Source organism: Sagittula marina, from assembly GCF_014196795.1.
Taxonomy (GTDB): domain Bacteria; phylum Pseudomonadota; class Alphaproteobacteria; order Rhodobacterales; family Rhodobacteraceae; genus Sagittula; species Sagittula marina.
The window spans coordinates 97,864-123,633 of the sequence record NZ_JACIEJ010000001.1 but is presented as its reverse complement, the minus strand read 5'-3'; the positions used below and the strand labels follow the sequence as shown (position 1 = coordinate 123,633).

General features: G+C 60.9%; 19 protein-coding genes. 15 read left to right on the top strand and 4 right to left on the bottom strand.

Annotated elements, in window-relative coordinates; all coding sequences use genetic code 11:
* Positions 1 to 83 precede the first annotated feature (83 nt).
* Complete coding sequence (locus tag GGQ68_RS00595; protein ID WP_183962429.1) at positions 84 to 596, top strand: PhnA domain-containing protein; 513 nt, start codon at positions 84 to 86, stop codon at positions 594 to 596.
* Between the two features lie 76 nt (positions 597 to 672).
* Positions 673 to 876, top strand: a complete 204-nt coding sequence (locus GGQ68_RS00590) for a hypothetical protein (RefSeq protein WP_183962427.1) — start codon at positions 673 to 675, stop codon at positions 874 to 876.
* Between the two features lie 48 nt (positions 877 to 924).
* Here the strand turns inward: GGQ68_RS00590 and GGQ68_RS00585 are convergent, their stop codons facing one another.
* On the bottom strand, positions 925 to 2,499 hold the full coding sequence (locus GGQ68_RS00585; protein ID WP_183962425.1) for a 2-isopropylmalate synthase: 1,575 nt from the start codon (positions 2,497 to 2,499) through the stop codon (positions 925 to 927).
* Between the two features lie 294 nt (positions 2,500 to 2,793).
* Between GGQ68_RS00585 and GGQ68_RS00580 the strand changes: the two genes are divergently transcribed.
* The gene (locus GGQ68_RS00580; protein WP_183962423.1) at positions 2,794 to 5,748 is read left to right on the top strand and encodes a calcium-binding protein; all 2,955 of its coding nucleotides are present in this window, start codon (positions 2,794 to 2,796) and stop codon (positions 5,746 to 5,748) included.
* A gap of 565 nt (positions 5,749 to 6,313) precedes the next feature.
* Here GGQ68_RS00580 and ahcY read toward each other — a convergent pair.
* Positions 6,314 to 7,702 (bottom strand): adenosylhomocysteinase, encoded by a 1,389-nt coding sequence (gene ahcY, locus GGQ68_RS00575; protein WP_183962420.1) that lies wholly within the window; start codon positions 7,700 to 7,702, stop codon positions 6,314 to 6,316.
* Between the two features lie 203 nt (positions 7,703 to 7,905).
* Between ahcY and GGQ68_RS00570 the strand changes: the two genes are divergently transcribed.
* The gene (locus tag GGQ68_RS00570; RefSeq protein ID WP_183962418.1) at positions 7,906 to 8,499 is read left to right on the top strand and encodes an HD domain-containing protein; all 594 of its coding nucleotides are present in this window, start codon (positions 7,906 to 7,908) and stop codon (positions 8,497 to 8,499) included.
* Positions 8,500 to 8,631: 132 nt separating this feature from the next.
* Positions 8,632 to 9,357 (top strand): hypothetical protein, encoded by a 726-nt coding sequence (locus tag GGQ68_RS00565; protein ID WP_183962416.1) that lies wholly within the window; start codon positions 8,632 to 8,634, stop codon positions 9,355 to 9,357.
* A 60-nt stretch (positions 9,358 to 9,417) separates the two neighbouring features.
* On the opposite strand, the gene GGQ68_RS00560 is transcribed toward GGQ68_RS00565, so the two are convergent.
* Positions 9,418 to 9,972: an ActR/PrrA/RegA family redox response regulator transcription factor gene (locus GGQ68_RS00560; protein ID WP_183962414.1), complete on the bottom strand. Its 555-nt coding sequence runs from the start codon at positions 9,970 to 9,972 to the stop codon at positions 9,418 to 9,420.
* A gap of 90 nt (positions 9,973 to 10,062) precedes the next feature.
* Positions 10,063 to 10,713: an SCO family protein gene (locus tag GGQ68_RS00555; protein ID WP_183962412.1), complete on the bottom strand. Its 651-nt coding sequence runs from the start codon at positions 10,711 to 10,713 to the stop codon at positions 10,063 to 10,065.
* Between the two features lie 98 nt (positions 10,714 to 10,811).
* Here GGQ68_RS00555 and regB point away from each other — a divergent pair, with 98 nt between their 5' ends.
* The 10 genes from regB to GGQ68_RS00505 all read left to right on the top strand — a co-directional run bounded on the left by regB (position 10,812) and on the right by GGQ68_RS00505 (position 25,744).
* On the top strand, positions 10,812 to 12,215 hold the full coding sequence (regB, locus tag GGQ68_RS00550) for a sensor histidine kinase RegB (RefSeq protein WP_183962410.1): 1,404 nt from the start codon (positions 10,812 to 10,814) through the stop codon (positions 12,213 to 12,215).
* 105 nt (positions 12,216 to 12,320) lie between these two features.
* Positions 12,321 to 13,901, top strand: coding sequence for a PAS-domain containing protein (locus GGQ68_RS00545; protein WP_246429198.1), 1,581 nt, complete (start codon positions 12,321 to 12,323; stop codon positions 13,899 to 13,901).
* A gap of 36 nt (positions 13,902 to 13,937) precedes the next feature.
* Positions 13,938 to 15,398, top strand: coding sequence for a tRNA (adenosine(37)-N6)-threonylcarbamoyltransferase complex ATPase subunit type 1 TsaE (gene tsaE, locus GGQ68_RS00540; RefSeq protein ID WP_183962408.1), 1,461 nt, complete (start codon positions 13,938 to 13,940; stop codon positions 15,396 to 15,398).
* Positions 15,383 to 16,081 (top strand): nucleotidyltransferase family protein, encoded by a 699-nt coding sequence (locus tag GGQ68_RS00535; protein WP_246429197.1) that lies wholly within the window; start codon positions 15,383 to 15,385, stop codon positions 16,079 to 16,081. The genes tsaE and GGQ68_RS00535 overlap by 16 nt, the downstream gene beginning before the upstream one ends.
* Positions 16,082 to 16,174: 93 nt before the next feature.
* Entirely contained in the window at positions 16,175 to 19,111 is a 2,937-nt protein-coding gene (addB, locus tag GGQ68_RS00530) for a double-strand break repair protein AddB (protein ID WP_183962406.1), read from the top strand.
* Positions 19,108 to 22,476 carry a double-strand break repair helicase AddA gene (gene addA, locus GGQ68_RS00525; protein WP_183962404.1) on the top strand — a complete coding sequence of 1,123 codons (3,369 nt, stop codon included), beginning with the start codon at positions 19,108 to 19,110 and terminating at the stop codon, positions 22,474 to 22,476. The genes addB and addA overlap by 4 nt, the downstream gene beginning before the upstream one ends.
* A 94-nt stretch (positions 22,477 to 22,570) precedes the next feature.
* Positions 22,571 to 22,891, top strand: a complete 321-nt coding sequence (gene trxA / locus GGQ68_RS00520) for a thioredoxin (RefSeq protein ID WP_183962402.1) — start codon at positions 22,571 to 22,573, stop codon at positions 22,889 to 22,891.
* A gap of 180 nt (positions 22,892 to 23,071) precedes the next feature.
* Positions 23,072 to 24,250: a T6SS phospholipase effector Tle1-like catalytic domain-containing protein gene (locus GGQ68_RS00515; RefSeq protein WP_183962400.1), complete on the top strand. Its 1,179-nt coding sequence runs from the start codon at positions 23,072 to 23,074 to the stop codon at positions 24,248 to 24,250.
* 62 nt (positions 24,251 to 24,312) lie between these two features.
* Positions 24,313 to 24,861 carry an ATP-dependent protease subunit HslV gene (gene hslV / locus GGQ68_RS00510; protein ID WP_183962398.1) on the top strand — a complete coding sequence of 183 codons (549 nt, stop codon included), beginning with the start codon at positions 24,313 to 24,315 and terminating at the stop codon, positions 24,859 to 24,861.
* A 61-nt stretch (positions 24,862 to 24,922) separates the two neighbouring features.
* The gene (locus GGQ68_RS00505; RefSeq protein ID WP_183962396.1) at positions 24,923 to 25,744 is read left to right on the top strand and encodes an alpha/beta fold hydrolase; all 822 of its coding nucleotides are present in this window, start codon (positions 24,923 to 24,925) and stop codon (positions 25,742 to 25,744) included.
* Positions 25,745 to 25,770 lie beyond the last annotated feature (26 nt).

Sequence of the window (25,770 nt, the reverse complement as noted above, 5' to 3'; positions counted from 1 at the left end):
CCCCTCATTCACCTGCGCGTTTAGACGCATGGACAGCGCGGCGCGGCTGAGGTCTGAGGCACGAAACAATTCAGGAGAACCCGATGACAACTTGCGCGCTGTGCAAAGCCGACAATGCCACCCCTTTTGCCGTCTCCCCAAAAGACGACACCGTTGCGCTATGTGAAACCTGCCGCGCGGGCGTAGAAACCGGGCCGCAGGATGGTCCGCATTGGCAGTGCCTGAATGAGGCAATCTGGTCCACTGAACCGGCAGAGCAAGTGCTTGCATGGCGCTTGTTGAATGGGCTTGACGCGGCATGGGCCAACGACCTGCTCGACATGGCCTATCTGGAGCCGGAAGTTCTGGAATGGGCCCAGGCGGGGCTGCCTTCGGGTGATGCAGTGGTGCACCGCGATTCGAACGGCACAGTGCTACAGAACGGGGACACAGTGACATTGATCAAGGCGCTGCCGGTCAAAGGCGCGGGCTTTACCGCCAAGCAGGGCACCGCCGTGCGCAAGATCAGCCTGGAGGCCGACAATGCAGAGCATATTTCGGGCCGGGTCGAAGGACAGCGGATCGTGATCCTCACAAAGTTCGTGAAAAAGTCCTGATCTATCGCAAAGCGCGCAAACTCTCGCCTTAAACTCTCCTTAACGATTATGTTGAACGAGAGATGGAGAGACCGCCGTGACCAACTCTGACATAGCCTTTTACGGAATCCTTGCGGCCTTTGTCGCCTATTCGGCAGCGCGCGCGACTGGCTGGGAATTCAGCCTGAGCCATTTCTTCAGCTCAAAGCTGGCCCGTGCGCTTCATGCGCTCGTGGGGGCGAAATACTCGGTCCGCAAAGTGCGTGGCAAGCGCAGCACTGCGTGGGATTTTGCCAACTGAAGCGAAAAACCGGGGCGCGATGGCCCCGGTTTGCTGTGGCTCTGACTGTCAGAGCTCCTTGTAGCTGATTTCCCGCTTGTCAGCGCCCGGGCCAACTTTGGCACGACGCACGACAAGCCGGTTGAGCGCCTGAATATAGGCCAGCGCCGAGGCGACCACGGTGTCCGTGTCCGCAGACTGGCCGGTGGCAATCATGCCGTCTTCTTCAAGGCGCACCGACACCGTCGCCTGCGCATCTGTGCCTTCGGTCACGGCATTCACCTGATACAGTTGCAGCTGCGCCTTGTTGGGATGCAATTCGCGGATCGCCTTGAAGGCAGCATCCACAGGGCCATCACCTTCGCAGGTTGCCGTGCTGTCAGTGCCGTCAATCTCCAGCTCGATCTGGGCCTCGGCGGGACCGCCGGTGCCGCACACCACGCGCAGATTCACAAGGCTGATGGCATCGCCGCCCTCGGTCGTGGCTGACACCAGCGCAAGGATGTCATCGTCGTAGACCTCCTTCTTGCGGTCGGCGAGGTCCTTGAATCGGACAAAGATGTCCTTGAGCTGATTGTCCCCAACCTCTGTGCCAAGCTCCTTGAGCTTTGCACGCAGCGCGGCGCGGCCCGAATGTTTCCCAAGCGGCAGAGACGTTCCAGCGAGGCCCACGTCCTCCGGTCGCATGATCTCGAACGTCTCGGCGTTCTTGAGCATACCATCCTGGTGGATGCCTGATTCGTGGGCGAATGCGTTCTTGCCGACGATGGCCTTGTTTGGCTGCACCTGAAAGCCCGACACGGTCGAAACGCGGCGCGAGATATGCATGATCTTCTTGGTATCGATCTGCGTCGAGAAGGGCATGATGTCGTTGCGCACCCGCATGGCCATCACGACTTCTTCGAGCGCGGTGTTGCCTGCGCGTTCGCCCAAGCCATTGATCGTACACTCGATCTGACGCGCGCCAGCCTCGACCGCGGCCAGTGAGTTCGCCGTCGCCATGCCAAGGTCGTTGTGGCAATGCGTGGCAAAGACGATGTCATCGGCGCCCGGCACGGTTTCGATCAGGCGGCGGATCAGGTCCGCTGATTCACGTGGAGCGGTGTAGCCCACGGTGTCAGGGATGTTGATCGTGGTGGCCCCGGCCTTGATGGCGATCTCGATCACGCGGCACAGGTAATCCCATTCCGTGCGTGTTGCGTCCATCGGTGACCATTGCACATTGTCGCAGATGTTGCGCGCGTGGCTGACGGTTTCGTGGATGCGGTCGGCCATCTCGTCCATGGTGAGGTTCGGGATGGCGCGGTGCAGCGGCGAGGTGCCGATAAACGTGTGAATGCGCGGTTGGGCGGCGTGCTTCACGGCCTCCATACAGCGATCGATGTCGGGCAGTTGGGCGCGGGCCAGACCGCAAATCACAGACTGCTTGGACCGCTGCGCGATCTCAGAAACGGCGCGAAAGTCGCCCTCTGAGGCAATGGGAAAGCCTGCCTCGATGATGTCGACACCCATGTCGTCGAGCAGCTCTGCAATTTCGAGCTTTTCGTCGTGGGTCATGGTCGCACCCGGCGACTGTTCACCGTCACGAAGCGTGGTGTCAAAGATAAGAACGCGGCTCTGGTCCGCAGGAATATCAGTTGTCATGGTGATCTCTCGTATATCTCTAGGCCTCTTGGCGCGAAGCGGTTCCCCTCTGAGCGGTCGCGCCGGATGGCACGCTCAGAGGCGCTTTAGGACTAGAGCAAGGGCCAGCGCAAGCGGCGCCCGAAGGGACGCGAAAGCAGGGATATGGCGGACCGTTGTCATAAGGGGGATCATAGACCCCTATTCGTGAATGAAAACCCTATAAAAATGAGATTTCCCGCCAACGCTGCCTTGCGGAACTTTGAGCCGCATCGGAAATGGGGCATACTGCTCAAAAATAGGCAGGGCAGTGTAATGATCAGGACCTGGATTTGGGCGTTGGCTCTTGGGTGTGGTGTGTCGGGCGGGGCGCAGGCCCAGCAAGACGCGGTTTCCGCATATATCTTTGGCAATTCGCTGGTGAACCACCTCAGTGAAGAGAGCGAAAATACCAATGTACCACATTGGGTGAACGAATTCGCCAAGGCGGACGGACGTCGCTTTTCGGTGGAGGGGCAGTGGGGCTTTCTGCGCGACTTTGCCGATGGGCTTCCGCCGACCCCGAACTGGTCCTTTGACGGCGTCAACGGCGCCTGGGGTTCTGGACAGGGCGGATTTGGCGAGGCGGGATTCGATGCGGTGCTGGTGACGCCGGCAAACTTCATCCAGTACCAGCTGCCGGACGTGCCTTATGAAGGTGACAATCCCGACGGAGAAAGCCCGCTGAGCGCGATGCTGGCGCTGTTCGATTGGGTACAGGAACAAGACCCGGACACGGAGCTTTATGTCTACGAGGGCTGGGCCGATATGGACAGCGTCGTAGGGCGGTTTCCACCGCGTGACCGCGCCTTTGAAAAATATCACGAGCTGAACGCCGGTGAATATCACCAGTGGTATCAAGATCTTATCAACGTTCTTCACGTCACACGACCAGAACAGGACGTGACGCTGATCCCTGTCGCAAAGGTCTTGGCAGAGCTGATGGCGCAGGGTGGTCCGCTGGCGGACGTACCCGCGGGCGAGCTGTACGAAGACGGCGCGCCGCATGGAAAGCCAACGATCTATTTCCTGGCAGGGATGGTGGTCTATTCGTGGCTATTCGATGCGCCGCCCCCGGCAGACTATGCGCCACCTGCCACACTGCACCCTGAACTGGTGGCGAATTACAAACAAATCGCTGATCATATCTGGGCGGCAGTGCCCGCGCGCGAGGCGCGCGCCGAGGCGGAGCCCCTAGTGGCAGAGAACGTGACTGAGACCGCAGAGGCCCCGGAGGATACACTGCCAGAGCGCGAGGCGCTGTTGCTTCCTGAGGCGGGAATGCGACCTGAGGGGCTGCCCTCTCTGGGGTTTGGCCTGAACGGCGTGTCGGATTGGTCGACGCAGCATCCCTTTGTAAACATAATGAAATCTGCGCGCGGTTGGGTCGGACATACGGCAGATCAATGGGGTGCGATCAGCACCGAGGAGTTGCGCGCCGGGGGCTATCTGGATGCGTTCGATTACCCGGTTGGCGTGCCGCCGGAAGCCGTCGCGCTGGAGGCGGTGCTGCTGACGGACCAGAACGAGGATCAGGACTGGCTGCGCGGCGACTATGTGCTGACCTATGAGGGGTCCGGCAAGATTGAGCTGACCGGGCGGGCCAAGCGGGTGCGTTACGAAGATGGACGGATCACCTTCCGCTACGAGCCTGGCGAGGGGCTGGTTGCCCTGCGGATCGAGGAGGTTCCCAAGGACGACCCCATCCGTAACATCGCCATCGTAAAGGAGGAATTCCTACCGCTGCATGAGGCGGGTGCGCTGTTTAACCCGTTGTTTCTGGATCGGATTCAGGACGTTCGATCGGTTCGGTTCATGGACTGGATGCTGACCAACGGCTCCCCCGTGATGGCATGGGAGGACCGCCCGGTAATGGAGAGCATCAACTGGCTGGACTGGGGCGTCCCGGCGGAGGTGATGGTGCGGCTGGCCAATGTGATCGGCGCGGACCCGTGGTTCAACATGCCGCATGGCGCGAACGACGATTATGTCCGGCGCTTTGCGGAGTTGGTTGAACGTGATCTGGATCCCAGTTTGCAGGCTCATGTGGAGTATTCCAACGAGGTCTGGAACCAAGCTTTCCCTCAGGCCGCCTATGCGCGGGAGCAGGCCACAAACCTGTGGGGTGAGAGCGATCTGGGCTGGATGCAGTGGTACGGCCTGCGCTCGGCACAAGTCATGGACATCTGGACAGAAGTTTTTGGCGAGGCGGCAGAGGATCGGCTGGTGCGGGTGATCGGCACGCACACGGGATGGCCAGGCCTGGAGGAGCATATTCTCGTGGCGCCGCTGGCCTTTCTGGCGCTGGGCAAACAGCCGGTGGAAAGCTTCGACGCCTATGCCGTAACGGGATATTTTGGCTACGAAATGGGTTCTGACGAGATGGCGCAGCGGATGAACGGCTGGTTGGACCAGTCGGAAGCGCTGGCGATTGAGGCGGGCGAAGCGGAAGGGCTGCGGCGGGTGGCCCTGCGCGAGTTCGTCAAGGATGCGCGCTTTGATGGGGCCATCGCGCCCGTTGCTAAAGCCTTGGAAGAAGGCAGCTTATCGCAACTGATTAACGAAGTGTTCCCCTATCAGGCAGATGCCGCGCGGCGTTATGACTTGCGTCTCGTGATGTACGAAGGCGGCACGCATGTCACGGCGCATGGGCCGCAGGTGAATGACGAACGCATGACCGCGTTCTTTGAGGAGTTCAACTATACCCCTGAAATGGCGAAACTTTATGAGATGCTGCTGGGCGGCTGGGCCAACGCGGGCGGAACGCTGTTCAATGCCTTTGTGGACGTGGCCCCGGCCTCTCAATGGGGGTCCTGGGGCGCGTTAAGACATCTTGAGGATTCCAATCCACGGTGGGACATGTTGATGGCTTACAATGCCTCTGGTCCGCAGTGGGAGGACCGAGAAGCCCTTGTTTTTGCGGACGGACTCCGGACTCCCGGCAGCAACGGCGCGGACAGGATCGAAGGCACCGCAGCGATTGATTACCTCATCGCGCTGGGTGGGGACGACGTTATCATGTCCGGCGGTGGCGCGGATGTGATCCACGGCGGGGCGGGACGCGACACGGTCGTGCTTCCTCTGGCGCGAGAAATCTATTCCTTTCAGAAGGTTGATGGACGTCTGATGGTCACGTCGGGTGATGAAACGATCCAATTGACATCGGTCGAGCTGCTTCGGTTTGGCGGTGAAGAGGGCGACGACGTGCCCTTGGAGACTCTCGGGGGTTAAAACGACGACCGCTGCATTTACCTTGCCCGTTTAAGCAGTCCTTAACGTGAGTCCCGACCGGTTTCCCATGACAAACCGGTCGGTTGTTAACCAGTCCATCCCGAATGATCGCACGTCCCTTCGTCGACCAGAGCTCAACGCGGCAGGTGGTATTTGCAGGGATGGGAGTGTGACATGCTGATCACGCTTCAAAGCCAAGCGATGACGAAGCTCAAACCGGCGATACATCCATATCGAAGAGGTTCTTCAAAGCCACGCGAAGAACTGGAGACAACGCCGCACCGCGATGTCTCGCTCTATACCCGCAGATCCGCCAATCAGCCTCGGTCAGAAAGACGCCAATGCGGCCGGTAGAAGACTGATACAAATTCGAACCGCAGATGTTCAACAAACAGCCATACGACCTTGCGGGGTGAGACACTTATTGGAAACATCCACCTTCCAGAGCGTGAAGACCTATTGCGGCTGGAAAATTGACCAAAACCTGTTGGTTCCATGGAAAAGGCCGGGGGAAAACCCGGCCTTTGAAAACGATGTATAAGTTGGGCGCTGCCCCAACCGGATGTCAGTAGCGATAGTGTTCCGGCTTGAAAGGACCATCAGGTGACACGCCAATGTAGGCCGCTTGCTCATTCGAAAGCTGGGTAAGCTTTACCCCGATGCGGCCCAAATGCAGGCGCGCGACCTTTTCATCAAGATGCTTGGGAAGGATGTACACGCCCGGTTGGTAATCATCGCCGTTCTTCCACAGTTCGATCTGCGCCAGCACCTGGTTGGTGAAGGAGGCCGACATTACGAAAGACGGATGGCCGGTGGCGTTGCCAAGGTTCAGAAGTCGACCCTCGGACAGCAGGATGATGCGGGAGCCGGAGGGCATCTCGATCATGTCCACCTGGTCCTTGATGTTGGTCCATTTGTGGTTTTTCAACGCCGCCACCTGGATCTCGTTGTCGAAGTGGCCGATGTTGCCAACGATGGCCATGTCCTTCATCTCACGAATATGCTCGATACGGATCACGTCCTTGTTTCCGGTGGTGGTGATGAAGATGTCGGCGTCGGCCACAACATCTTCGAGCAGAACCACCTCGAAGCCGTCCATCGCCGCCTGCAGGGCACAGATCGGGTCCGCCTCAGTGACCTTGACGCGCGCACCGGCGCCGGAGAGCGAGGCTGCGGACCCCTTGCCCACATCACCATAGCCGCACACGACAGCAACTTTACCTGCCATCATCACGTCGGTTGCGCGGCGGATGCCGTCAACCAGCGATTCCTTGCAGCCGTATTTGTTGTCGAACTTCGACTTGGTTACGGAATCGTTCACATTGATCGCAGGAAAAGGCAACTGGCCATTCTTGTGCAAGTCGTACAAGCGGTGGACACCCGTGGTGGTTTCCTCGGACACGCCCTGGATGGCTTCCTTCACCTTGGTGAACCAACCCGGCGACGCGGCCATGCGCTTTTGGATCTGCGCCTTGATCACGACCTCTTCGTCGGACTGAGGCACGGGAATGATGTCTTCGCCAGCTTCGGCACGCGCTCCGAGCAACACATAGAGCGTCGCGTCGCCGCCATCGTCGAGGATCATGTTCGCGCCATCCGGGAACATGAAGGATTTGTCGAGGTAGTCCCAATGCTCTTCGAGCGACTGGCCCTTGACCGCGAAGACCGGGGTCCCTCCTGCAGCAATGGCCGCCGCCGCGTGGTCCTGCGTGGAGAAAATGTTGCAGGACGCCCAGCGCACATCCGCCCCCAGCGCCACCAGTGTTTCGATCAGCACGGCCGTCTGAATGGTCATGTGCAGCGAGCCAACGATGCGTGCGCCGGACAGCGGTTTGCTCTCTCCGTATTCCTCACGCAGTGACATCAGCCCCGGCATTTCCGTCTCAGCGATATCCAGTTCCTTGCGACCGAAGTCGGCCAGCGAAATGTCCTTGACGACGTAATCTTGCGACATTGAAGTCCCTTTGCATGAGAATATTCAGCCCGTCGAAACCGACAGGCTTTTCCTTTCGAGCTACCATCGGTGGCCTCAGATCACAATGTCCTATAGCACCGCGGGATTGAGGGTACATTGCCAGCTTCGCCTTAACGGATGATTTACACATTGAGCACATCGGCCTATTCAGGCAGCGTTTTTCCATCCGCCGAGGATCTCTCATGGCCAAACCGCCCCGTGCTTGGCAGCGCATGCTATCGGGCCGCAGGCTCGACCTGCTGGATCCGACGCCTGTCGATATAGAAATTGAGGACATCGCCCACGGTCTGGCCTTTGTGGCGCGCTGGAACGGACAAACGCAGGGCGACTACGCCTATTCCGTGGCCGAGCATTCGCTTTTGGTCGAAGCCCTTTTCGCTCGTATGCATCCCAAATGCACCGCGGCAGACAGGCTGACGGCGCTACTGCACGATGCGCCTGAATATGTGATCGGGGACATGATTTCGCCGGTCAAGGCCGCCGTCGGTCCCGATTACAGCGAATTGGACAAGCGCCTGACCGCTGCAATCCACATCCGCTTTGGCCTGCCCGCCATGACGCCAACGCGGCTTAAACAGCGGATCAAGAAGGCGGATAATGTATCTGCCTGGATGGAGGCAACGCAGATCGCAGGCTTTACCGAGGCGGAAGCGAACAAATTGTTCGGGCGCCCCAACCGGGAGCTGATTGCCGACCTGGGTATTCACCTGCGGCCCCCTGTGGTGTGCCGCCATGCTTTCACAGATCGCGTGGCAGTGTTGCTGGAACAGATGTAAAGAACTGTACACTTGCGGCAAGGATCCAAACTTTGGAAACAATTTGCCTCAATCTAGCCAGATTCTCCGAGCAATTCACAAGCAAAGGCGGGACAAGCCGCAGTTTGTTAGTGAATTACAGGAGCAGTCAACATGTTGCGTGCCAAGATCATTATCCTTTCGATTTGCATTATGACCACCGCTGCCTGCGGGCAGAAGAACCATGTCAGCCGAAACAATAGCGGCATCCTTTCCTTTGCCGCACAAGAGGTTGCCGGACCCGAACAGGCCATGCTGGCGCAGGCCAGAGCCTTGGACGACATGACCCGCGAAATGGTCCGCAGTGCGACGCTCAAGGGCGCGGCGACTGGGGCCGCCGCAGGTTGCGGTCTGGCGCTCGTGACCGCCTCCGCAGCGGATGGCAGCAACTGCGTCGTCGGTGCATTGGCCGGCGGTGGTGTTGGCGCTGTCGTGGGCAACGCTTTGGGAAGAAAGCGCGTCGCCGAGCGCGTGGAGATCGTAAAACTGTCGCGCGTCACACCAGCCATTTCCGGCGCGCAACGGGAAATGGCACAGTTCAACGATGGGCTGACCGAGTTGCTCTCATTCCAGGACACCGCTCTGACCGAGCTGAAGTTTCAGCGCGACACTGGCCAGATCACGCCAGATGCCTATGCAGCTCAAGAAGCACAGATCCGCGAAGTCCGCGTTGATCTGGCCCATGCGCTCAGCTTGTCGGCCGAGCAGGCCCGCGCCACGAAACTGGCGCTGAAAAATGCAGGCGAACAAGGGCAGACCGGGCTCGACTGGCACATCATGTCAGCCGAGACACTGGAAGACGAAGCATCCTCTGCCCGGTCGCGCATTTCCCTGCTCTGAAACGTAAAAAGGCGGGGTCATCCCCCGCCCTGCATGATGTTCCGATTGATTTGGCCGCACCTACCGGGGCGAGCGCTTTGCCAAGATGCGCTGAAGCGTACGGCGGTGCATGTTCAGACGACGCGCGGTCTCTGACACGTTGCGATCGCACAGCTCATAAACCCGCTGGATATGTTCCCACCGCACCCGGTCGGCACTCATGGGGTTTTCAGGCGGCGGCGGCAGCTCATCGCCTTTGGACAGCAAAGCGTTCGTGATGTCGGTGGCATCGGCGGGTTTTGACAGGTAGTCCGTTGCGCCGATCTTTACCGCGGCGACCGCAGTCGCAATCGCACCGTATCCCGTCAGGACAACAATCCGGCTATCAGGCCGTTTTTCCCTCAGCACTTCGACCACGTCCAGACCATTGCCGTCCTCCAGCCGAAGGTCGATCACTGCGTAAGCCGGGGGGCGTGCCGTGGCCACAGCCGTGCCACCCGCAACAGAGCCAGAGGTCTCCACGTCAAAGCCGCGCTTTTCCATGGCCTTGGCCAGACGTTTCAGGAAAGGCTCATCGTCGTCCACCAAAAGCAGGGACTTGTCCTCACCCAGTTCGTCTATTTCATTTGCTGCCAAGGACTTCCCTCCTGGTGACGTACTGTGGGTTTCACTATTAACCTTGCCTACTGGTACGGTCAAACCCCACGAATGGATCACACAATCCGGTCAGGACGCCGCGTCAACGAAGCATCCGACCCGATCCGCCATCTGCTCTGGCGTGACCTCGCGGCGGAAATAGTCGACAAAGCCTGCCTCCGGCAAAACGAGATAGGTGAATGTCGAATGGTCCACGAGGTAATATTCATCCTCGGCCTCCTGAGCGCGGTAGTAGGTGCGATACGCTTTGGACGCGACATCGACCTGTTCCTTGGATCCGGTAAGTCCGATCATCTTGTCGTGGAACGTGTCCGCAAAATCGCCCACCACCTCGGGGGTGTCCCGCTCCGGATCGATGGAGACAAAGACCGGCGTCGCGCTCATGCCGCGCTGCTCCAGAATGTCGATCGCCTCCGCATTGCGCGCCACATCGAAGGGACACACGTCGGGGCAAAACGTGTAGCCGAAATACAGCAGGGTCGGCTCGGTAATCACGTCGGTATCGGTGACCGTCTCTCCCTGCGCATTGACCAGCTCGAACGGGCCGCCGATGTCGCCGGCCACGGCCCCCTGCCGACACTGGGCAAAGGCATCCTCGGCGTTGCCGCCGAACAGACCGTCAAGCCACCCCGCAGAGGCCGCAAATGTGCCGCCGAGCAGCAGTGCAACCGCTGTCGTCGCAACTCTGGTAAAGGTTTTGACCACGATGTCCTCCTTCATGCCGGCATCTCCCGACTGATATATACGATTTTTCGCATGTTTCCAGGCGTCCATTCCGCCCTCTTGCCATACGTTGCAACAGAGGGGAAACAGATCCCATGAACACAACCGAATTTGGCCTTCTGGGCGAAGAGCAACGCAGCAACTGGATCCGCCTCAGGACGATGATCCTGTTGCGCTGGGTTGCGATCATTGGCCAGATCGCTGCGATCACCGCAGCGCAGCGCATGTACAACCTGCAGCTGGAGCTGGGGCTGTGCTATCTTGTTGTCGGCACATCGGTCGTCGGCAACCTTGTGGCCATCTTCATTTTCCCCGAAAACAAGCGGCTCTCGGAAGCAGAAAACTTCATGATGATGATGTTTGACCTGCTGCAACTCTGTGTCCTGTTGTTTCTGACCGGCGGGCTGAACAATCCGTTTTCGCTGCTGGTGTTGGGGCCGGTGACGATCTCTGCCTCGGTGCTGTCCCTGCGGTCCACCGTGACCCTTGGCCTGACCGCTATGGTATTGGTGAGCCTGATGGTCTTTTACCATTTTCCGCTGCGCACCGACGAGGGGTTTGTCCTGCGCATCCCTGACATTTTCGTGTACGGCCAATGGGTCGCGATTCTCATCGCCCTGAGCTTTCTGTCGGCGTATTCGCGGCGTATCGCGCGGGAAATGAACTCCATGTCGGACGCGTTGGCCGCGACGCAGATGGCACTTGCGCGCGCCCAGAAGCTCAATGATCTGGGGGGGGTCGTGGCCGCTGCGGCGCATGAACTGGGCACCCCCTTGGCCACGATCAAGCTGACCTCATCGGAGCTGGCCGATGATCTGGACGATCATCCCGAACTGTCCGATCTGAAAGACGACGCCCTTTTGATCCGCGAGCAGGCAGATCGCTGCCGGGACATCTTGCGATCCATGGGCCGCGCCGGGAAAGACGACCTCCACATGCGGCGGGCCCCGCTGATCGAAGTCATCCGGGAGGCCGCAGAACCGCATCAGGACCGTGGCAAGGACATTCTGATCGAGAATGGCCCCGGTCCAGGTGGGGAATTCAATCCGCCGCAAATCTTGCGCAGACCTGAAGTCATTCACGGCCTGCGCAACCTTGTCCAGAACGCAGTGGATTTCGCGCGCGCGACTGTCTGGATCGAAGCGATGTGGACGGACGAGGTTGTCTCTATCCGTATTCTCGATGACGGGCGCGGGTTCCCGCCACAGCTGATCGGGCGCATCGGCGATCCCTTCATGCGTCGGCGCCGGTCCGACGCAGATCGGCGCGCGCGACCGGAATATGAAGGGATGGGCCTGGGCCTTTTCATCGCCAAAACGCTTCTGGAACGTTCTGGTGCGGAACTCAGCTTTGCCAACGGCTCTGATCCTTACGCGCCGATGACGGCGCCCGGCAACCCCGGCGGCGCCATTGTCGAGGTCGTCTGGCCGCGGGCAAAAATCGTGGTCAAGATGCCGCCAGGCACGCCCTTGGGCGAAAATCAGCGTTTCGATCACTGACCATAACAAAGCCCTTGCGTATTTAACACGTCGTTAACCATCATGAAGTATCCCGAGAGTTGGGTAGGTGACAATGTTATGTAGGACCACTGAAGGGGCGTAAGTTTGCAGGAAATTGCAGTGATGGCGGTCGGGGCCAGCGTCGGAACGACGGCACTTGCGGTCCTCTTTTTGGCATTCGCCACGCTCAGACGCCGACAGTCAGATCCAGACGGACGCACCGTGCCGTCGGAGACGGTTGTCCTTTTGCGCAATGGGCGCGTTTTTGACCACACCGACGATGTCGTTCACCTGTTCAACCGCAGCGATATCAATGGCATGACCTGGTTCGAACTGCGTGACTCGCTCCTTTCCGGGTTTCCCGACCTGCCCGAAGACGCGCCAACCGTGCCCGACGCATGGACCTGCGAATTCGTCGAAGGCGCGACACTGCGCGCCATTCCCTCTGGCACCACACTGCGGCTGACACTGCAGGCGCCAATGAGCAAACCGGCGCAAACCTATCGTGCCGCGCAGATCGAGCAATCCTTTGACCGGTTGTTTACCATTTGCGGCAACACCCCCTATCCCGTCTGGCAAACCTCCCGCGACGACGAGGTGACCTGGTACAACGACGCCTACGAAAAACTCTGCGAAGAGATCGGACAAGATCCGAACGATTGCCTGCCGTTTGCCCTGCCGGTGCCGCCATCTCGCAGCACACAAATGAATCGTCTAAGTCTTAGCGACGACACGGATAAAGCTCATTGGTTCGAGGTAATCTCCACGCCCACCGGCGAGGGCTGGGTGCACTTTGCGACCTCCATTGACAGCCTTGTCAACGCCGAGATGGCCCAGCGCAACTTTGTCCAGACGCTGACAAAGACCTTTGCGCATCTGCCTATTGGCCTCGCCGTTTTTGACAAGAACCGGCAATTGGTCCTGTTCAATCCATCCATGGTGGATCTGACGCATCTGCCGGTGGATTTCCTGAGTTCCAAACCGAATCTGCTCTCGTTCTTCGACCACATGCGCGAGAACCGCACGATGCCTGAGCCAAAAAACTACGCCAATTGGCGCGACAAGCTTTACGATGTTGTCACCGCCGCGCGCGAGGACCGCTACGCTGAAACATGGAACCTGCCCTCCGGCCTGACCTACAAGATCACCGGACGGCCACATCCCGACGGTGCCGTTGCCTTTTTGCTGGAAGACATATCCGCCGAGATCAGCCTGACACGCCGCTTCCGCTCGGAGCTCGAACTGACACAATCGGTGCTTGATTGCTTTGGGGATTCGGTCGCCGTTTTTTCGCGTCTGGGCGTGCTGACCTTTTCCAACGCAGCTTACCGCGAACGCTGGAAATGCGAGTCGGATTGCACCTTCGCCGAAGTGACGATCGTTGATGCCGTTTCCATCTGGCGCACTGCCTGCAAGCCCAGCCCGATCTGGTCCGAGCTACGGGAATTTGTGCTGACGCTGCGAGAGCGAACCGCATGGGAATCGGAACTGACAACCCACGACGGGGAGCGCCTGGTGTGCATCGTGGAACCGGTGGCCGCCGGCGCCACGATGGTGCGCTTTGCCAGCCGCAGCGCTTCAGAAGGGGTCGGAACACTGCGCTACGTTCCCGCGGCCTACGCGGACCCGCAAATGCAACAGATCGAAGACGATCAGAGAAAACAGCCCGGCCGCAGTCACGGCTGACCTTGCGATGCGAAGATCCCTTGATATTTAGGCGTTATGAACAAGGTATCGCCGATCACAGCGCTCAACCTCGCCTCTCCGGAGGCCACCGCCGATTTCGCGCGCGCGTTGGGCAGCCAATTGCGCGCCGGGGACGTGCTGTTGCTGACCGGCAGTATTGGCGCCGGCAAGACGCATTTCGCCCGTGCGCTGATACAATCACTGCTGACAGACCCAGAAGACGTGCCATCGCCCACTTTCACCTTGGTTCAGGAGTATGAAACCGACCGGGGCCCGCTGTGGCACAGTGATCTGTACCGGCTTCACAGCCCTGATGAGGTCGAGGAACTAGGCCTGCTTGAGGCATTTTGCAACGCCATTTGCATTGTCGAATGGCCCGACAGGCTTGGCGATCTGGCCCCTGTCTCGTCGCTTATGTTGCAGTTCAGCGATGGCCCATCAGACAACAGCCGCCAGCTTGACATGCAATGGACCGATTCAGGTTGGAACAAACGGATCGACGCCGCTTTGACCATGACATCCGGCCCCGTGCATGGAGACGAGGTTGCAGATTTCCTTGCCACGTCCAACTGGGACGACGCCGAGGCGACACAGCTTGCCGGGGATGCCTCCTCCCGCCACTACACACGCCTTGATCGCCGAGGGCAAACCGCGATCCTTATGCAGGACCCGGATGGTGATACATCGCTTTTCGCAACCCTTGCACGTCACCTGACACAGCAAGGCCTGTCCGCGCCCCACGTGTTGGCGGAAGCGCCGGGCCTTCTTCTGCTCGAAGATCTTGGGGATGGTCTGGTGGCAAAATTGGCGATTGATGCCGAGGCGGAGAAGCAGCTCTACCTCCAGGCGGTGGACACGTTGGTCGCGCTGCATCAAAAAGCCGCGCCGTCCCGCCTGCCCCGTGCGACGCCGGAGCTGCTCACCCAGTCAATTGACCTCGCCTTTACGCATTACGTCCAGGAGTATGAATTGCTGGAGGAGGCACAAAAGGCTTTTGGCCCGATACTCGATCAGCATGCCTCGCCGCAGGATGTGATGGTATTGCGCGACTTTCACGCGGAAAACATTCTGCATCTGCCCGAGCGCACGGGCGCAGCGCGCACAGGCTTGCTCGACTTTCAGGATGCGGTCTGCGGACACACCGCGTACGATCTGGTGTCGCTGTGCCGCGACGTGCGCCGCGATCTTTTTCCCGATACCGAAAACGCCTGCATAGAGGCATACCTCGCCGCCACTGACAGCGATCCAGAGGCGTATCGCGCCGCATATGCCGTGCTCGGCGTACAGCGCAACCTTCGCATTCTTGGCGTCTTTGCCCGGCTCGCGATCACGCACGGCAAGGCGCGCTATCTCGACTTTCTGCCGCGGACATGGGACCACATTCAGGCGCAAATGACCCATCCGGCTCTCGCCCCCATGCGCCCGATCATCTCGAAATTGCCCGCACCCGAGGGCGACCATCTGAAGGATTTGCGCGCGCAATGCCCGACCGGATGACACCCGACGCGGTGATGCTTTTTGCCGCCGGGTTCGGCACACGCATGGCCCCGTTGACGAACACGCTGCCAAAGCCGCTGATCCCCGTTGCGGGTCTTCCCCTGCTGGACCACGCCCTGAAGCTGACCGAAGGGCTCAGCACACGCGTGGTAAACGCCCACTACAGAGCCGATCAGATCGTCGCACACTTGGCCGGAACAGATGTGCACGTGAGTGTCGAAAAGCCGCAGATCCTCGACACTGGGGGCGGCCTGAAGCGGGCTTTGCCGATCTTGGGGGATGGTCCGGTTTTTACGCTGAACACGGATGCTGTTTGGCAGGGGCCAAATCCTTTGCAGCTGCTACATGACGCCTGGAACCCGGACGCGATGGACGCGCTTTTGCTGTGCGTGCCGCTGTCCAACGCCACAGGGCGCAAAGGGGGCGGGGATTTCACCCTGACAGACGGCGCGCTGCATTGGGGCGGTGACATGGTCTACACGGGTGCCCAAATCGTAAAGACAGAGGCGCTGGCGCACATCGAGGACGAGGCTTTTTCTCTGCATAAGCTGTGGCATGAGGCAGAGGCAAAAGGCAGGTTCTGCGGGCTGTCCTATCCCGGTCTGTGGTGCGATGTGGGCCACCCCGGCGGCATCACCTTGGCTGAAGAGATGCTGCGCAGCACCGCCCCTGACAAAAGCTGACATCCTGGCCGAAACCGCCGGTTGCCCCGCGCGTCGGGACGGTCCATCTTGTGGGTCCGACGTGGGCGTCGGCTGATTGGGCGCGAGAGTTATATGTCTGAAACCAAAATCTTTTCCGCCAGTGGTCCGCGCCTGTATGGCCTGCCGTCAGGCGTTGATTTCCCGGCGGCTCTGATCGAGGGGCTGCGCGCGCGACTGGAAGGGCAGCCGCCTGAAGCCATCGCGCAGGTCGAGCTCTATGTGAACACCGATCGCATGCGCCGCCGTTTGCGCAGCCTGTTCGATGCCGGTCCCGCGTCCCTGCTGCCGAAAATCAGGCTGGTCACCGACCTTGCCGACCCTCTGACCCGCGCGCAACTGCCCGCGCCTGTTCCCCCGCTGCGACGCAGGCTTGAACTGACCGGTCTCGTTTCAGCGCTGTTGGAAAGCGCGCCAGAGCTCGCCCCGCGCGCCGCGCTGTTCGATCTGTCCGACAGTCTCGCCACGCTAATGGAGGAGATGCATGGCGAAAATGTGCCTCCCGATGCCGTTGCCGGCCTTGATGTGACCGATCAATCCGGCCATTGGGACCGCGCCTTGCGCTTCTTCAACATCGTACAGCAGTATTTCCAGGACGACAGCGCACCTGACGCGCAGGCCTTTACCCGGCGGGCGCTGGCCCTGCGTCTGGCGCAATGGGAGCTTGATCCGCCGCAGCATCCCATCCTGATCGCAGGGTCGACCGGATCGCGCGGCACCACCCATGCCTTCATGCGCGCTGTTTCCCGGCTGCCGCAAGGCGCGGTTATCCTGCCCGGATTCGACACTGATATGCCGCAAAACGTCTGGGACATGCTCAACGATCCGCTTACCGGGGAGGACCATCCGCAGTATCGCTTTGCCAAGCTGATGCGTGAACTGGATCTGAATCCGTCAGCCGTCCGTGACTGGGCGGAGACGCAGGCCCCCGCGCCGGAGCGCAACCGCGTGGTTTCGCTCGCCCTGCGCCCCGCGCCGGTCACGCACCAATGGTTGTCCGAGGGGCCGAAGCTGCCGGATCTGCCGACAGCGATGGAGGATGTCACGCTGCTGGAGGCGCCAAGTTTGCGTGAAGAAGCACTGGCCATCGCGCTCCGCCTGCGACAGGCGGCGATTGACGGAACCGAGGCCGCGCTTATCACGCCTGACCGGATGCTGACACGGCAGGTTACATCGGCCCTGAACCACTGGGGCATCGTCCCCGACGACTCCGCAGGCATCCCGGCGCAGCTGACCCCGCCGGGACGCTTCTTGCGGCTTGTGGCCGATTTGTTCACCCGCCCGCTGGCTGCAGATTTGATGCTGTCGCTGCTGAAGCATCCTCTGTGTCACAAGGGCAAGGATCGCGGCCAGCACCTGCTGAACACACGCGATCTGGAACTGTCGATCCGGCGTGATGGCATGCCCTACCCGACACCTGAAACTTTGGCCGAATGGGGGACCAAGGCCGAACGACCCGCCTGGGCCGAATGGATTGCGCAGCTGTGCACGCAACATCATCCCGCGCCGCGGCCGCTTTCTGAGTGGGTGGAGACACATCTCACCTTGGCCGAAGCCTTGGTCGCCGGTCCCGATGGAACACCCGCGCCGCTTTGGGACGAAGTGGCAGGCCGTCGTCTGCGCCAGATCACGGAGACCCTGCGCGCGGAGGCCGAGAATGGCACCGCCATGAGCGCCCGCGACTACGCCGACCTGTTCCAGGCTTTGCTCAGCCGCGAGGAAGTACGTAATCCCGACACGCCGCACCCGCGGATTCGCATCTGGGGCACGTTGGAGGCCCGCGTGGCCGGGCCGGAACTGCTGATCCTTGCCGGGTTGAATGAAGGGTCATGGCCCGAAAGCCCTGCCGCCGACCCTTGGCTGAACCGCCGGATGCGGGCCGAAGCGGGTCTGTTGCTGCCGGAACGGCGTATCGGCCTGTCGGCGCATGACTTCCAACAGGCCGTTGCCGCGCCGCAGGTCTGGCTGACCCGTGCGATGAAATCCGACGATGCCGAGACGGTCCCAAGTCGTTGGATCAACCGGCTGGTCAACTTGATGAACGGCCTGCCCGATCGACACGGCGAAGAGGCGCTGACCCAGATGCGGGACCGCGCGAAACCGTGGCTGGCACTGGCCCGTGCGTCGGAAGCACCGATCCACGCAGAACCAGCCGTGCGCCCGTCCCCCGCGCCACCGGTTGACGCGCGGCCAACGCAATTGTCGGTTACGGCCATCAAACGGCTGGTGCGTGATCCGTATGCGATCTACGCCAACAAGGTGCTGAACCTCAAACCGCTGGACCCGCTGATGCAGGCCCCCGACGCATTGATGCGGGGCATTCTGACCCACAAGGTGATCGAAGATTTCATCCGCGAAACAGTCTCTGACCCGGCGCAACTCACACCGGAACGGCTGCGGGAGATCGCGGCGACCGAGCTGGCCCGAATTCCCTTCCCCACGGTTCGGACTCTCTGGCAGGCGCGGGTGGATCGCTTTTCCGGCTGGTTCGTCGCGTCCGAAGCGGAGCGTCGGCAACGCGCCGCACCACAGGAAGCGAACTTTGAAATCACAGGTCAGGCGGAGCTCCCCATGCTGGGGTTCACGCTCACCGGCACGGCAGACCGCATCGACATGGACGAGCGTGGCGGCGCACATGTCTATGACTACAAAACCGGCGGCGCCCCCACGGAATCGCAGCAAAAGACCTTTGACAAACAGTTGCTGCTGGAGGCCGCGATGCTTCTGCAAGGGGCCTTCCCGAACTTGAAACCACGCCACATCGCGGCGGCCACGTATATCCAGCTCAAGCCCGGTGATCCAAAGGAGATCCCGGCGCCGCTCGACGATTGCCCCCCCGATCAGACATGGGCCGAGTTCACCGCGCTCATCGCCGCCTATATGCAGGCGGACAAGGGCTATACCGCGCGCCGCGCCCTGATGAAAGACACCGATCATGCGGATTATGACCACCTGTCGCGCTTTGGCGAATGGGATGTCACCGCCGAGGCCAAGCTGGACCCGCTGACATGAGAGACGACGCAACAGAAGCGCAGGTGCGCGCCGCCGCGCCCGGCCATTCAACCTGGCTTGCCGCAAACGCAGGGTCAGGCAAGACCCGTGTGCTGACCGACCGTGTGGCGCGCCTTCTGCTCGAAGGCGTAGACCCGAGCCACATCCTGTGCCTGACCTACACCAAGGCCGCCGCGACCGAGATGCAGAACCGCCTGTTCAAGCGGCTGGGCGGCTGGGCCATGCTGGCCGAGCCGAAGCTGCGCGATGAGCTGGACGAGCTGGGCGTCGATCAACAACCGACACCAGAGTTCCTGCGCGAGGCGCGAACCCTGTTTGCCCGCGCGATCGAGACGCCCGGCGGGCTGCGCATCCAGACGATCCACTCGTTTTGCGCGTCTCTGCTGCGGCGCTTCCCGTTGGAGGCACAGGTCTCCCCCCAGTTCAAGGAGATGGAGGATCGCGCGGCGGAACTGCTCCGCGCCGATCTGCTCGAAGACATCGCCGACGGCCCGGACAGGGGCCTGCTGGAGGGCATCGCGCCGTATCTGTCCGGCGACGATACGGAGGGACTGCTGCGGAGCCTTTGCGCGCGCCGCGATGTCTACCTCACGCCACCTTCGCCTCAGGACATTCGGGCCCATTACGGGCTGAGCCCGGATCAGGATGAGGCCAGCGTGCTTGGGTCGATCTTTCTCGGCTCAGAAGCAGCGCTCGCCGCTGATCTGGTCCCGGTGTTCCAACAAGGCGGCAAGACTGAGCAAGGCATGGTTCCCGCACTGCAAGCCATCCACGGCAACGATGCCGCAGCGCTCGACCTCTGGAAGCAGATCTGCCTGACGCAGGCGGGCACCCCGCGCAAGAATTTCCCGACAAAGAAGACGCGCGGCAATTTTCCTGACCTCTGCGAACGCTTTGACCAGCTGACGGGACGGATTGCGGATGCGTTGGAGGTGGAGAAGGCCCTGCATGCTGCCCAGCGCGACATTGCGCTGACCGCCTTTGCGGCGCGCTTCGTGCCCGCCTATGAGCGCGCAAAGCTGCTGCGCGGCTGGCTCGACTTCGATGACCTGATCACCCGCGCCCGCGACCTGCTGTCGAACGAAAAGGTGGCAGATTGGGTGCTTTACAAGCTCGACGGCGGCATTGACCACATTCTGGTGGACGAGGCGCAGGACACCTCTCCCGTGCAGTGGCAAGTGATCGAACGGCTCGCGCATGAGTTCACCTCCGGCGAGGGGGCGCGCACCGAGACGCGGCGCACGATCTTTGTCGTCGGCGACAAGAAGCAGTCGATCTATTCCTTCCAGGGGGCCGACCCCCGTGAATTTGACCGTATGCGCGAGGATTTTAGCCAACGGCTGGTGAATACGGATGCGCCGCTGGTAAACTCGGAGCTGGCCTTTTCCTTCCGCTCGGCCGAGCCGATCCTGCGGGTTGTGGACAACACCTTTACCGACGCCGCAGAGAGCGGTTTCGACGGCGCACTGCACCGGGCGTTCAAATCGAATATGCCGGGGCGCGTTGACCTCTGGCCGGTGGTCGAGAAGGTGAAGGACGACGATGACGGGCCCTGGCACGAACCGCTGGATCGTGCGGCGGCGACGCATCATTCGGTGATCCTCGCCCAGCGCATCGCGCGCTTCATCCGCCAGACCATCGACGCGGGCCATCCCATGCCGAAGGAAGTCGGGTTCACCAACACATACACGGCGCGTCCCGTGCACGCCGGCGACTTTCTGATCCTCGTCCGGCGACGCGGACAATTGTTCAAGGAAATCATTCGCGCCTGCAAACAAGAGGGTCTGCCCATCGCTGGGGCCGACCGGCTCAAGGTTATGGCAGAGTTGGCGGTGCGGGATATCATCGCCGTTCTCAAGTTCCTTGAAACGCCGGAGGATTCGCTGTCGCTGGCCACGGCGCTGCGCTCGCCGCTGTTTGGCCTGTCGGAGCAGGACCTGTTCACGCTCGCGCACAACCGGCCGCGCAAATATCTATGGGAAGTGCTGCGCGGCAGCGATGCGCCTTATGTTGCGGTGCTGAACGATCTTCTCAAAAACACAGACTTTCTGCGTCCCTACGACCTGATTGATCGCATCCTGACACACCACAAGGGCCGCCGCTTGCTGATCGGGCGGCTTGGCGCAGAGGCGGAGGACGGTATCAACGCGCTTCTGCAACAGGCGTTGAGTTACGAGCAAACCGAAGTGCCGACGCTGACCGGCTTCCTCGAATGGGCACAGGCGGACAATCTGGAGATCAAGCGCGCACCGGACGGGGCCGGCGCGACCCTGCGCGTCATGACCGTGCATGGGTCTAAGGGGCTGGAAGCGCCTATCGTCATCCTGCCCGACTGCGCAAAGCCCGACACCTCGGTCAAAGCGGACCTGCTGGCCGACCCGGAGGGGGTCATGTGGAAACAGAGCGCCGCGCATCAACCCAGCCGCCAGACCGAGGCCATCGACATTGCCAAGGCACGGGAAGCGCAGGAGCGCGACCGCCTGCTGTATGTGGCCCTGACGCGGGCGGAAAAGTGGCTGATCGTCGGAGCAGCTGGCGAGTTGGGCAAGGATGGAGACGCCTGGTACGATCAGGTGGCCAAAGGCATGGACCGGTCCGGGGCCTTGCCGCATCCCTACGACTTTGGCGATCTTGGCGGTGGCGAGGGGCAGCGCATCGAGTACGGCGACTGGTCGCTGCCAACCGAGGCCGCAAAGGATGTGCCTTCTGCCGAGCCGTTGGTGTATCCAGAGGCGCTGGACCGCCCCCTGCCCACCCCGGTCCTGCCGCCAGAAACTCGCAGCCCGTCTGATCTTGGCGGGGCCAAGGCCTTGCCCGGTGCCGCCGGCGACACCGAAGACGTGGCCAAAGCACGCGGCACCGCCCTGCACTTGCTGCTGGAGACGCTCGCACCACTGACCGCCGCGCAGCGCGACCAGCTTGCGCCCTCCCTTTTGGAGGAAATGCGGCAAGGGGAAGATGCGGACCTCATCACGGAGCAATTGCCAATCCTTTTGCAAGAGGTCCTGACAGTGCTCGACACCCCTGCACTGGCCCATCTGTTCACCAAGGGCGCGCTGACCGAAACCGCCATCACCGCTGATCTGCAAGGCCTCGGGCGTGTACATGGCATCATTGATGTGCTGCATGTGACAGCAGACAAAATTACCATCGTCGATTTCAAAACCAACCGCACTGTGCCGGAAAAAGCGGAACAGACACCGGAAGGTTTGCTGCGACAGATGGGAGCCTATGCCGCTGCTTTGACCCAACTTTATCCCGGACGCGAGATCGAGACAGGGCTGCTTTGGACGGCCACCGCACACTATATGCCGCTACCGCACGACCTCGTGACCCAAGCCCTTGAGAGGGCCGCCACACCTTGACGGCTGAGTGGGGCGTCCTTAGTTTCCAGATCCTGAATGGGCACACCCGCCCAAACCGCGATTCCGCAGCACTCCAACCCTCAGGAGAGATCCCATGGCCACCGTTGCCGTTACCGATGCCACATTCGACGCCGAAGTTAAAAACTCCTCCGTTCCGGTCGTCGTCGACTTCTGGGCCGAGTGGTGCGGCCCGTGCAAGCAGATCGGCCCCGCTCTCGAAGAGCTGTCCGCTGAATACGGCGACACCGTAAAGATCGCCAAGGTCGACGTGGACAGCAACCCGAACTCCGCCGCTGCCATGGGCGTGCGCGGCATTCCGGCGCTGTTCGTGTTCAAGGACGGCGCACCTGTGGCCAACCTTGCAGGCGCCCGCCCCAAGGCCGCGCTGAAATCCTGGATCGACGAATCCATCTGATTTTTGTCTGTTTCAGGCACAGTTTGAGATCGAGGGCCCCGTTTGGGGCCCTTTTTGCGTCAAAGGCTGGCCGACAGCGTTGCTCCGTCCTTGGCGCGACACTCCGATCGCTTTATTTTTCCCCTTGTGCCCAGCCCCTGTTAACCTGGCATTGGCAGAAATGAACAAGTGGTTTCGATTATGGCACGAGACATTGTCCTCCTCCTAGACGGCACCTCGAACGAGATTTGTGCCGACCGGACCAATATCCTGCGTTTGTACGGCACGCTGAAAAAGTCCGAGAGCCAGATCGTGTGGTACGATCCCGGCGTCGGCACATTTGGCGCGGAAAACAGCTGGTCGGAACTTACTCGCAAGGCGCAGGAGCTTTGGGGCATGGCGACGGGCTGGGGTCTGGATAGCAACGTCAAGGAGGCCTATCGATTCCTCGTTGACACCGTGCAGACAGACGAGGACGGCGAACGCGACCGCATCTGGATCTTCGGGTTTTCGCGCGGGGCCTATACGGCGCGGGTGCTGGCTGGATTTTTACATGCCTTCGGCTTGATGGAGCCCCGCAACCTGAACCTGCTGAACTACGCCTACCGCGCCTACAAACGCATTGGCAGCACCCAAGGCGAAGACGCCTTTGCCGAAATCGGTCTGTTCGAGAAGATCATTGATCCCCAGCGGGTCACCATCACGTTTCTCGGGCTGTTTGACACCGTGTCGTCCGTTATCGAAAGCGGGCGATTTCTGCCGCGGCTGCGCAGCCATGCCTTTACCAAGGTAAACACCTCCGTCGTGGCCGTCCGCCACGCGGTCGCTCTGTCGGAACGACGCACAATGTTCCGCCCGCAGCATTGGCCGGAGGGGCAGACCTATCGCAAGAACGTCTTCAACCCCAACAGCGACGTGCCCCAGGACGCGCGAGAGGTGTGGTTTCGCGGCGTCCACGGGGATGTTGGCGGCGGCTACCCAGAGGACGAATCTGCACTGGGGAAATTGCCGCTCTACTGGATGATAAGGGAGTCCGAGGAGCTTGGCCTGAAGTACATCCCGCAGACCGTGAACCGCATCGTGATGGGCCACAAATACCCCAGCGATGACAAGCAATACACAGCCCCTGACCCCAAAGCGAAGGAACACGATTCCATGTCGAAGGGGTGGAAACTGCTGGAGTACATCCCGCGCCGCAAGCCAGCTGGATCGCAGAGAACGGCATTTCGTGGTTGGATCTTGCCGCGCTCAGAGCCGCGGAATGTTCCCGATGGAGCGCGCATCCATGCCTCTGTTCTGGCGGCCGGCCCTTTGCCACCACAGATCCCAGCAGATCACGTCATCGAGCCGCAGCACGTCTGGACGCCACCCACTCCGTAACGGCCGCACCCTTGCCTCCTGCGCAACCCGTTGCCATATCCCTCCCAAGCAAAGGAGACGACATGAGCAATGAATTCCCCGGCTGGCACGGCACCACCATCATCGGCGTCCGCAAGGGCGGCAAAGTCGTCGTCGCAGGCGATGGGCAGGTCTCCCTCGGCCAGACCGTGATCAAGGGCACAGCGCGCAAGGTACGCCGCCTGTCGCCCGGCGGCTCTGACGTGGTTGTAGGGTTTGCCGGGTCGACCGCAGACGCCTTTACCCTGTTGGAACGGCTGGAGACGAAGCTGGAAGCCACCCCCGGCCAACTGCAACGCGCCTGTGTCGAACTGGCAAAGGACTGGCGCACCGACAAATACCTGTCCAAGCTCGAAGCCATGCTGATCGTTACCGATGGCACCGACCTTCTGGTCGTGACCGGGGCGGGCGACGTTCTGGAGCCGGAACATGACGTGGCTGCCATCGGCTCGGGCGGCAACTTTGCCCTCGCGGCGGCGCGCGGCATGATGGACACCGATAAGGATGCCGAAACCGTTGCACGCGAGGCCATGGCCATCGCAGCAGACATTTGCGTCTATACCAACGGGCGCCTGACGGTCGAAACGATCTAGGAACGTCTGCCTGTGCCTCCGCGTTGATCTGCGAAACGCAGCACGACGCGGAGGACGCAAAATGGAACTCTTTGTAAATGACACAGGCGGCACCGGTGATCCGATTATTCTGATCCACGGTTGGCCACTTTCATCGGACGCGTGGGAGCCGCAAATCCCCGCTTTGGTCGACGCCGGCTATCGTGTGATCGCTTATGACCGCCGTGGATTTGGCAAGTCTGACAAGCCCGGCGAAGGTTTTGACTACGACACTCTGGCGCATGACCTGCACGAGCTGATCGAAAACCGTGGCCTCTCGAAGGTGACGCTGGTGGGCTTCTCCATGGGGGGCGGCGAGGTCGCGCGCTACATTGGACGATTTGGCGAGGATAAACTGCGGGCAGTAGTGTTCGCCTCGGCCGTTCCACCTTTCCTGATGAAGAGCGCGTCCAACCCAGATGGGCCGCTTGACCAAGCCACGGCCAACGAATTCGAAAAGAACCTTACCGAGGACCGCGATGCGTTTTTCGAAGGCTTTACCAAGGATTTCTTTTCCGCCGACGGCGAGTTGAAAGTCTCCGAAGACACGCGTCAGAAGGCGCTTTCGCTGTGCCATCAGTCTTCGCAAGAGGCGGCTTTGGGATGCATGAAGGCCTGGGCCACCACGGATTTCCGCGAGGATCTTGGGCAGATCAGTGTCCCGACATTGGTTCTGCATGGGACGGCTGATGGCATCGTGCCGATCGAAGGATCAGGCGAGCGGACGCATGAGATGGTCAAGCAGAGCATATTGCACCGTATCGAAGGCGCTCCGCACGGCTGCAACACCTCGCATCCGCTGGAATTCAACAAGGCGATTCTGGATTTCCTGATGGCGCCAGCGCGATCTGTGTCCGCTGAATAACCACAAGAAGGGGCGCCGATTGCGTC

What these genes read in the sequence shown, in the direction of transcription:
- GGQ68_RS00580 (WP_183962423.1), top strand. Translation starts at nt 2,794, where the DNA reads ATGATCAGGACCTGGATTTGGGCGTTGGCTCTTGGGTGTGGTGTGTCG.
- GGQ68_RS00565 (WP_183962416.1), top strand. Translation starts at nt 8,632, where the DNA reads ATGTTGCGTGCCAAGATCATTATCCTTTCGATTTGCATTATGACCACC.
- tsaE (WP_183962408.1), top strand. Translation starts at nt 13,938, where the DNA reads ATGAACAAGGTATCGCCGATCACAGCGCTCAACCTCGCCTCTCCGGAG.
- addB (WP_183962406.1), top strand. Translation starts at nt 16,175, where the DNA reads ATGTCTGAAACCAAAATCTTTTCCGCCAGTGGTCCGCGCCTGTATGGC.
- GGQ68_RS00585 (WP_183962425.1), bottom strand. Translation starts at nt 2,499, where the DNA reads ATGACAACTGATATTCCTGCGGACCAGAGCCGCGTTCTTATCTTTGAC.
- addA (WP_183962404.1), top strand. Translation starts at nt 19,108, where the DNA reads ATGAGAGACGACGCAACAGAAGCGCAGGTGCGCGCCGCCGCGCCCGGC.
- trxA (WP_183962402.1), top strand. Translation starts at nt 22,571, where the DNA reads ATGGCCACCGTTGCCGTTACCGATGCCACATTCGACGCCGAAGTTAAA.
- GGQ68_RS00535 (WP_246429197.1), top strand. Translation starts at nt 15,383, where the DNA reads ATGCCCGACCGGATGACACCCGACGCGGTGATGCTTTTTGCCGCCGGG.
- GGQ68_RS00515 (WP_183962400.1), top strand. Translation starts at nt 23,072, where the DNA reads ATGGCACGAGACATTGTCCTCCTCCTAGACGGCACCTCGAACGAGATT.
- ahcY (WP_183962420.1), bottom strand. Translation starts at nt 7,702, where the DNA reads ATGTCGCAAGATTACGTCGTCAAGGACATTTCGCTGGCCGACTTCGGT.
- regB (WP_183962410.1), top strand. Translation starts at nt 10,812, where the DNA reads ATGAACACAACCGAATTTGGCCTTCTGGGCGAAGAGCAACGCAGCAAC.
- GGQ68_RS00505 (WP_183962396.1), top strand. Translation starts at nt 24,923, where the DNA reads ATGGAACTCTTTGTAAATGACACAGGCGGCACCGGTGATCCGATTATT.
- GGQ68_RS00570 (WP_183962418.1), top strand. Translation starts at nt 7,906, where the DNA reads ATGGCCAAACCGCCCCGTGCTTGGCAGCGCATGCTATCGGGCCGCAGG.
- GGQ68_RS00555 (WP_183962412.1), bottom strand. Translation starts at nt 10,713, where the DNA reads ATGAAGGAGGACATCGTGGTCAAAACCTTTACCAGAGTTGCGACGACA.
- hslV (WP_183962398.1), top strand. Translation starts at nt 24,313, where the DNA reads ATGAGCAATGAATTCCCCGGCTGGCACGGCACCACCATCATCGGCGTC.
- GGQ68_RS00595 (WP_183962429.1), top strand. Translation starts at nt 84, where the DNA reads ATGACAACTTGCGCGCTGTGCAAAGCCGACAATGCCACCCCTTTTGCC.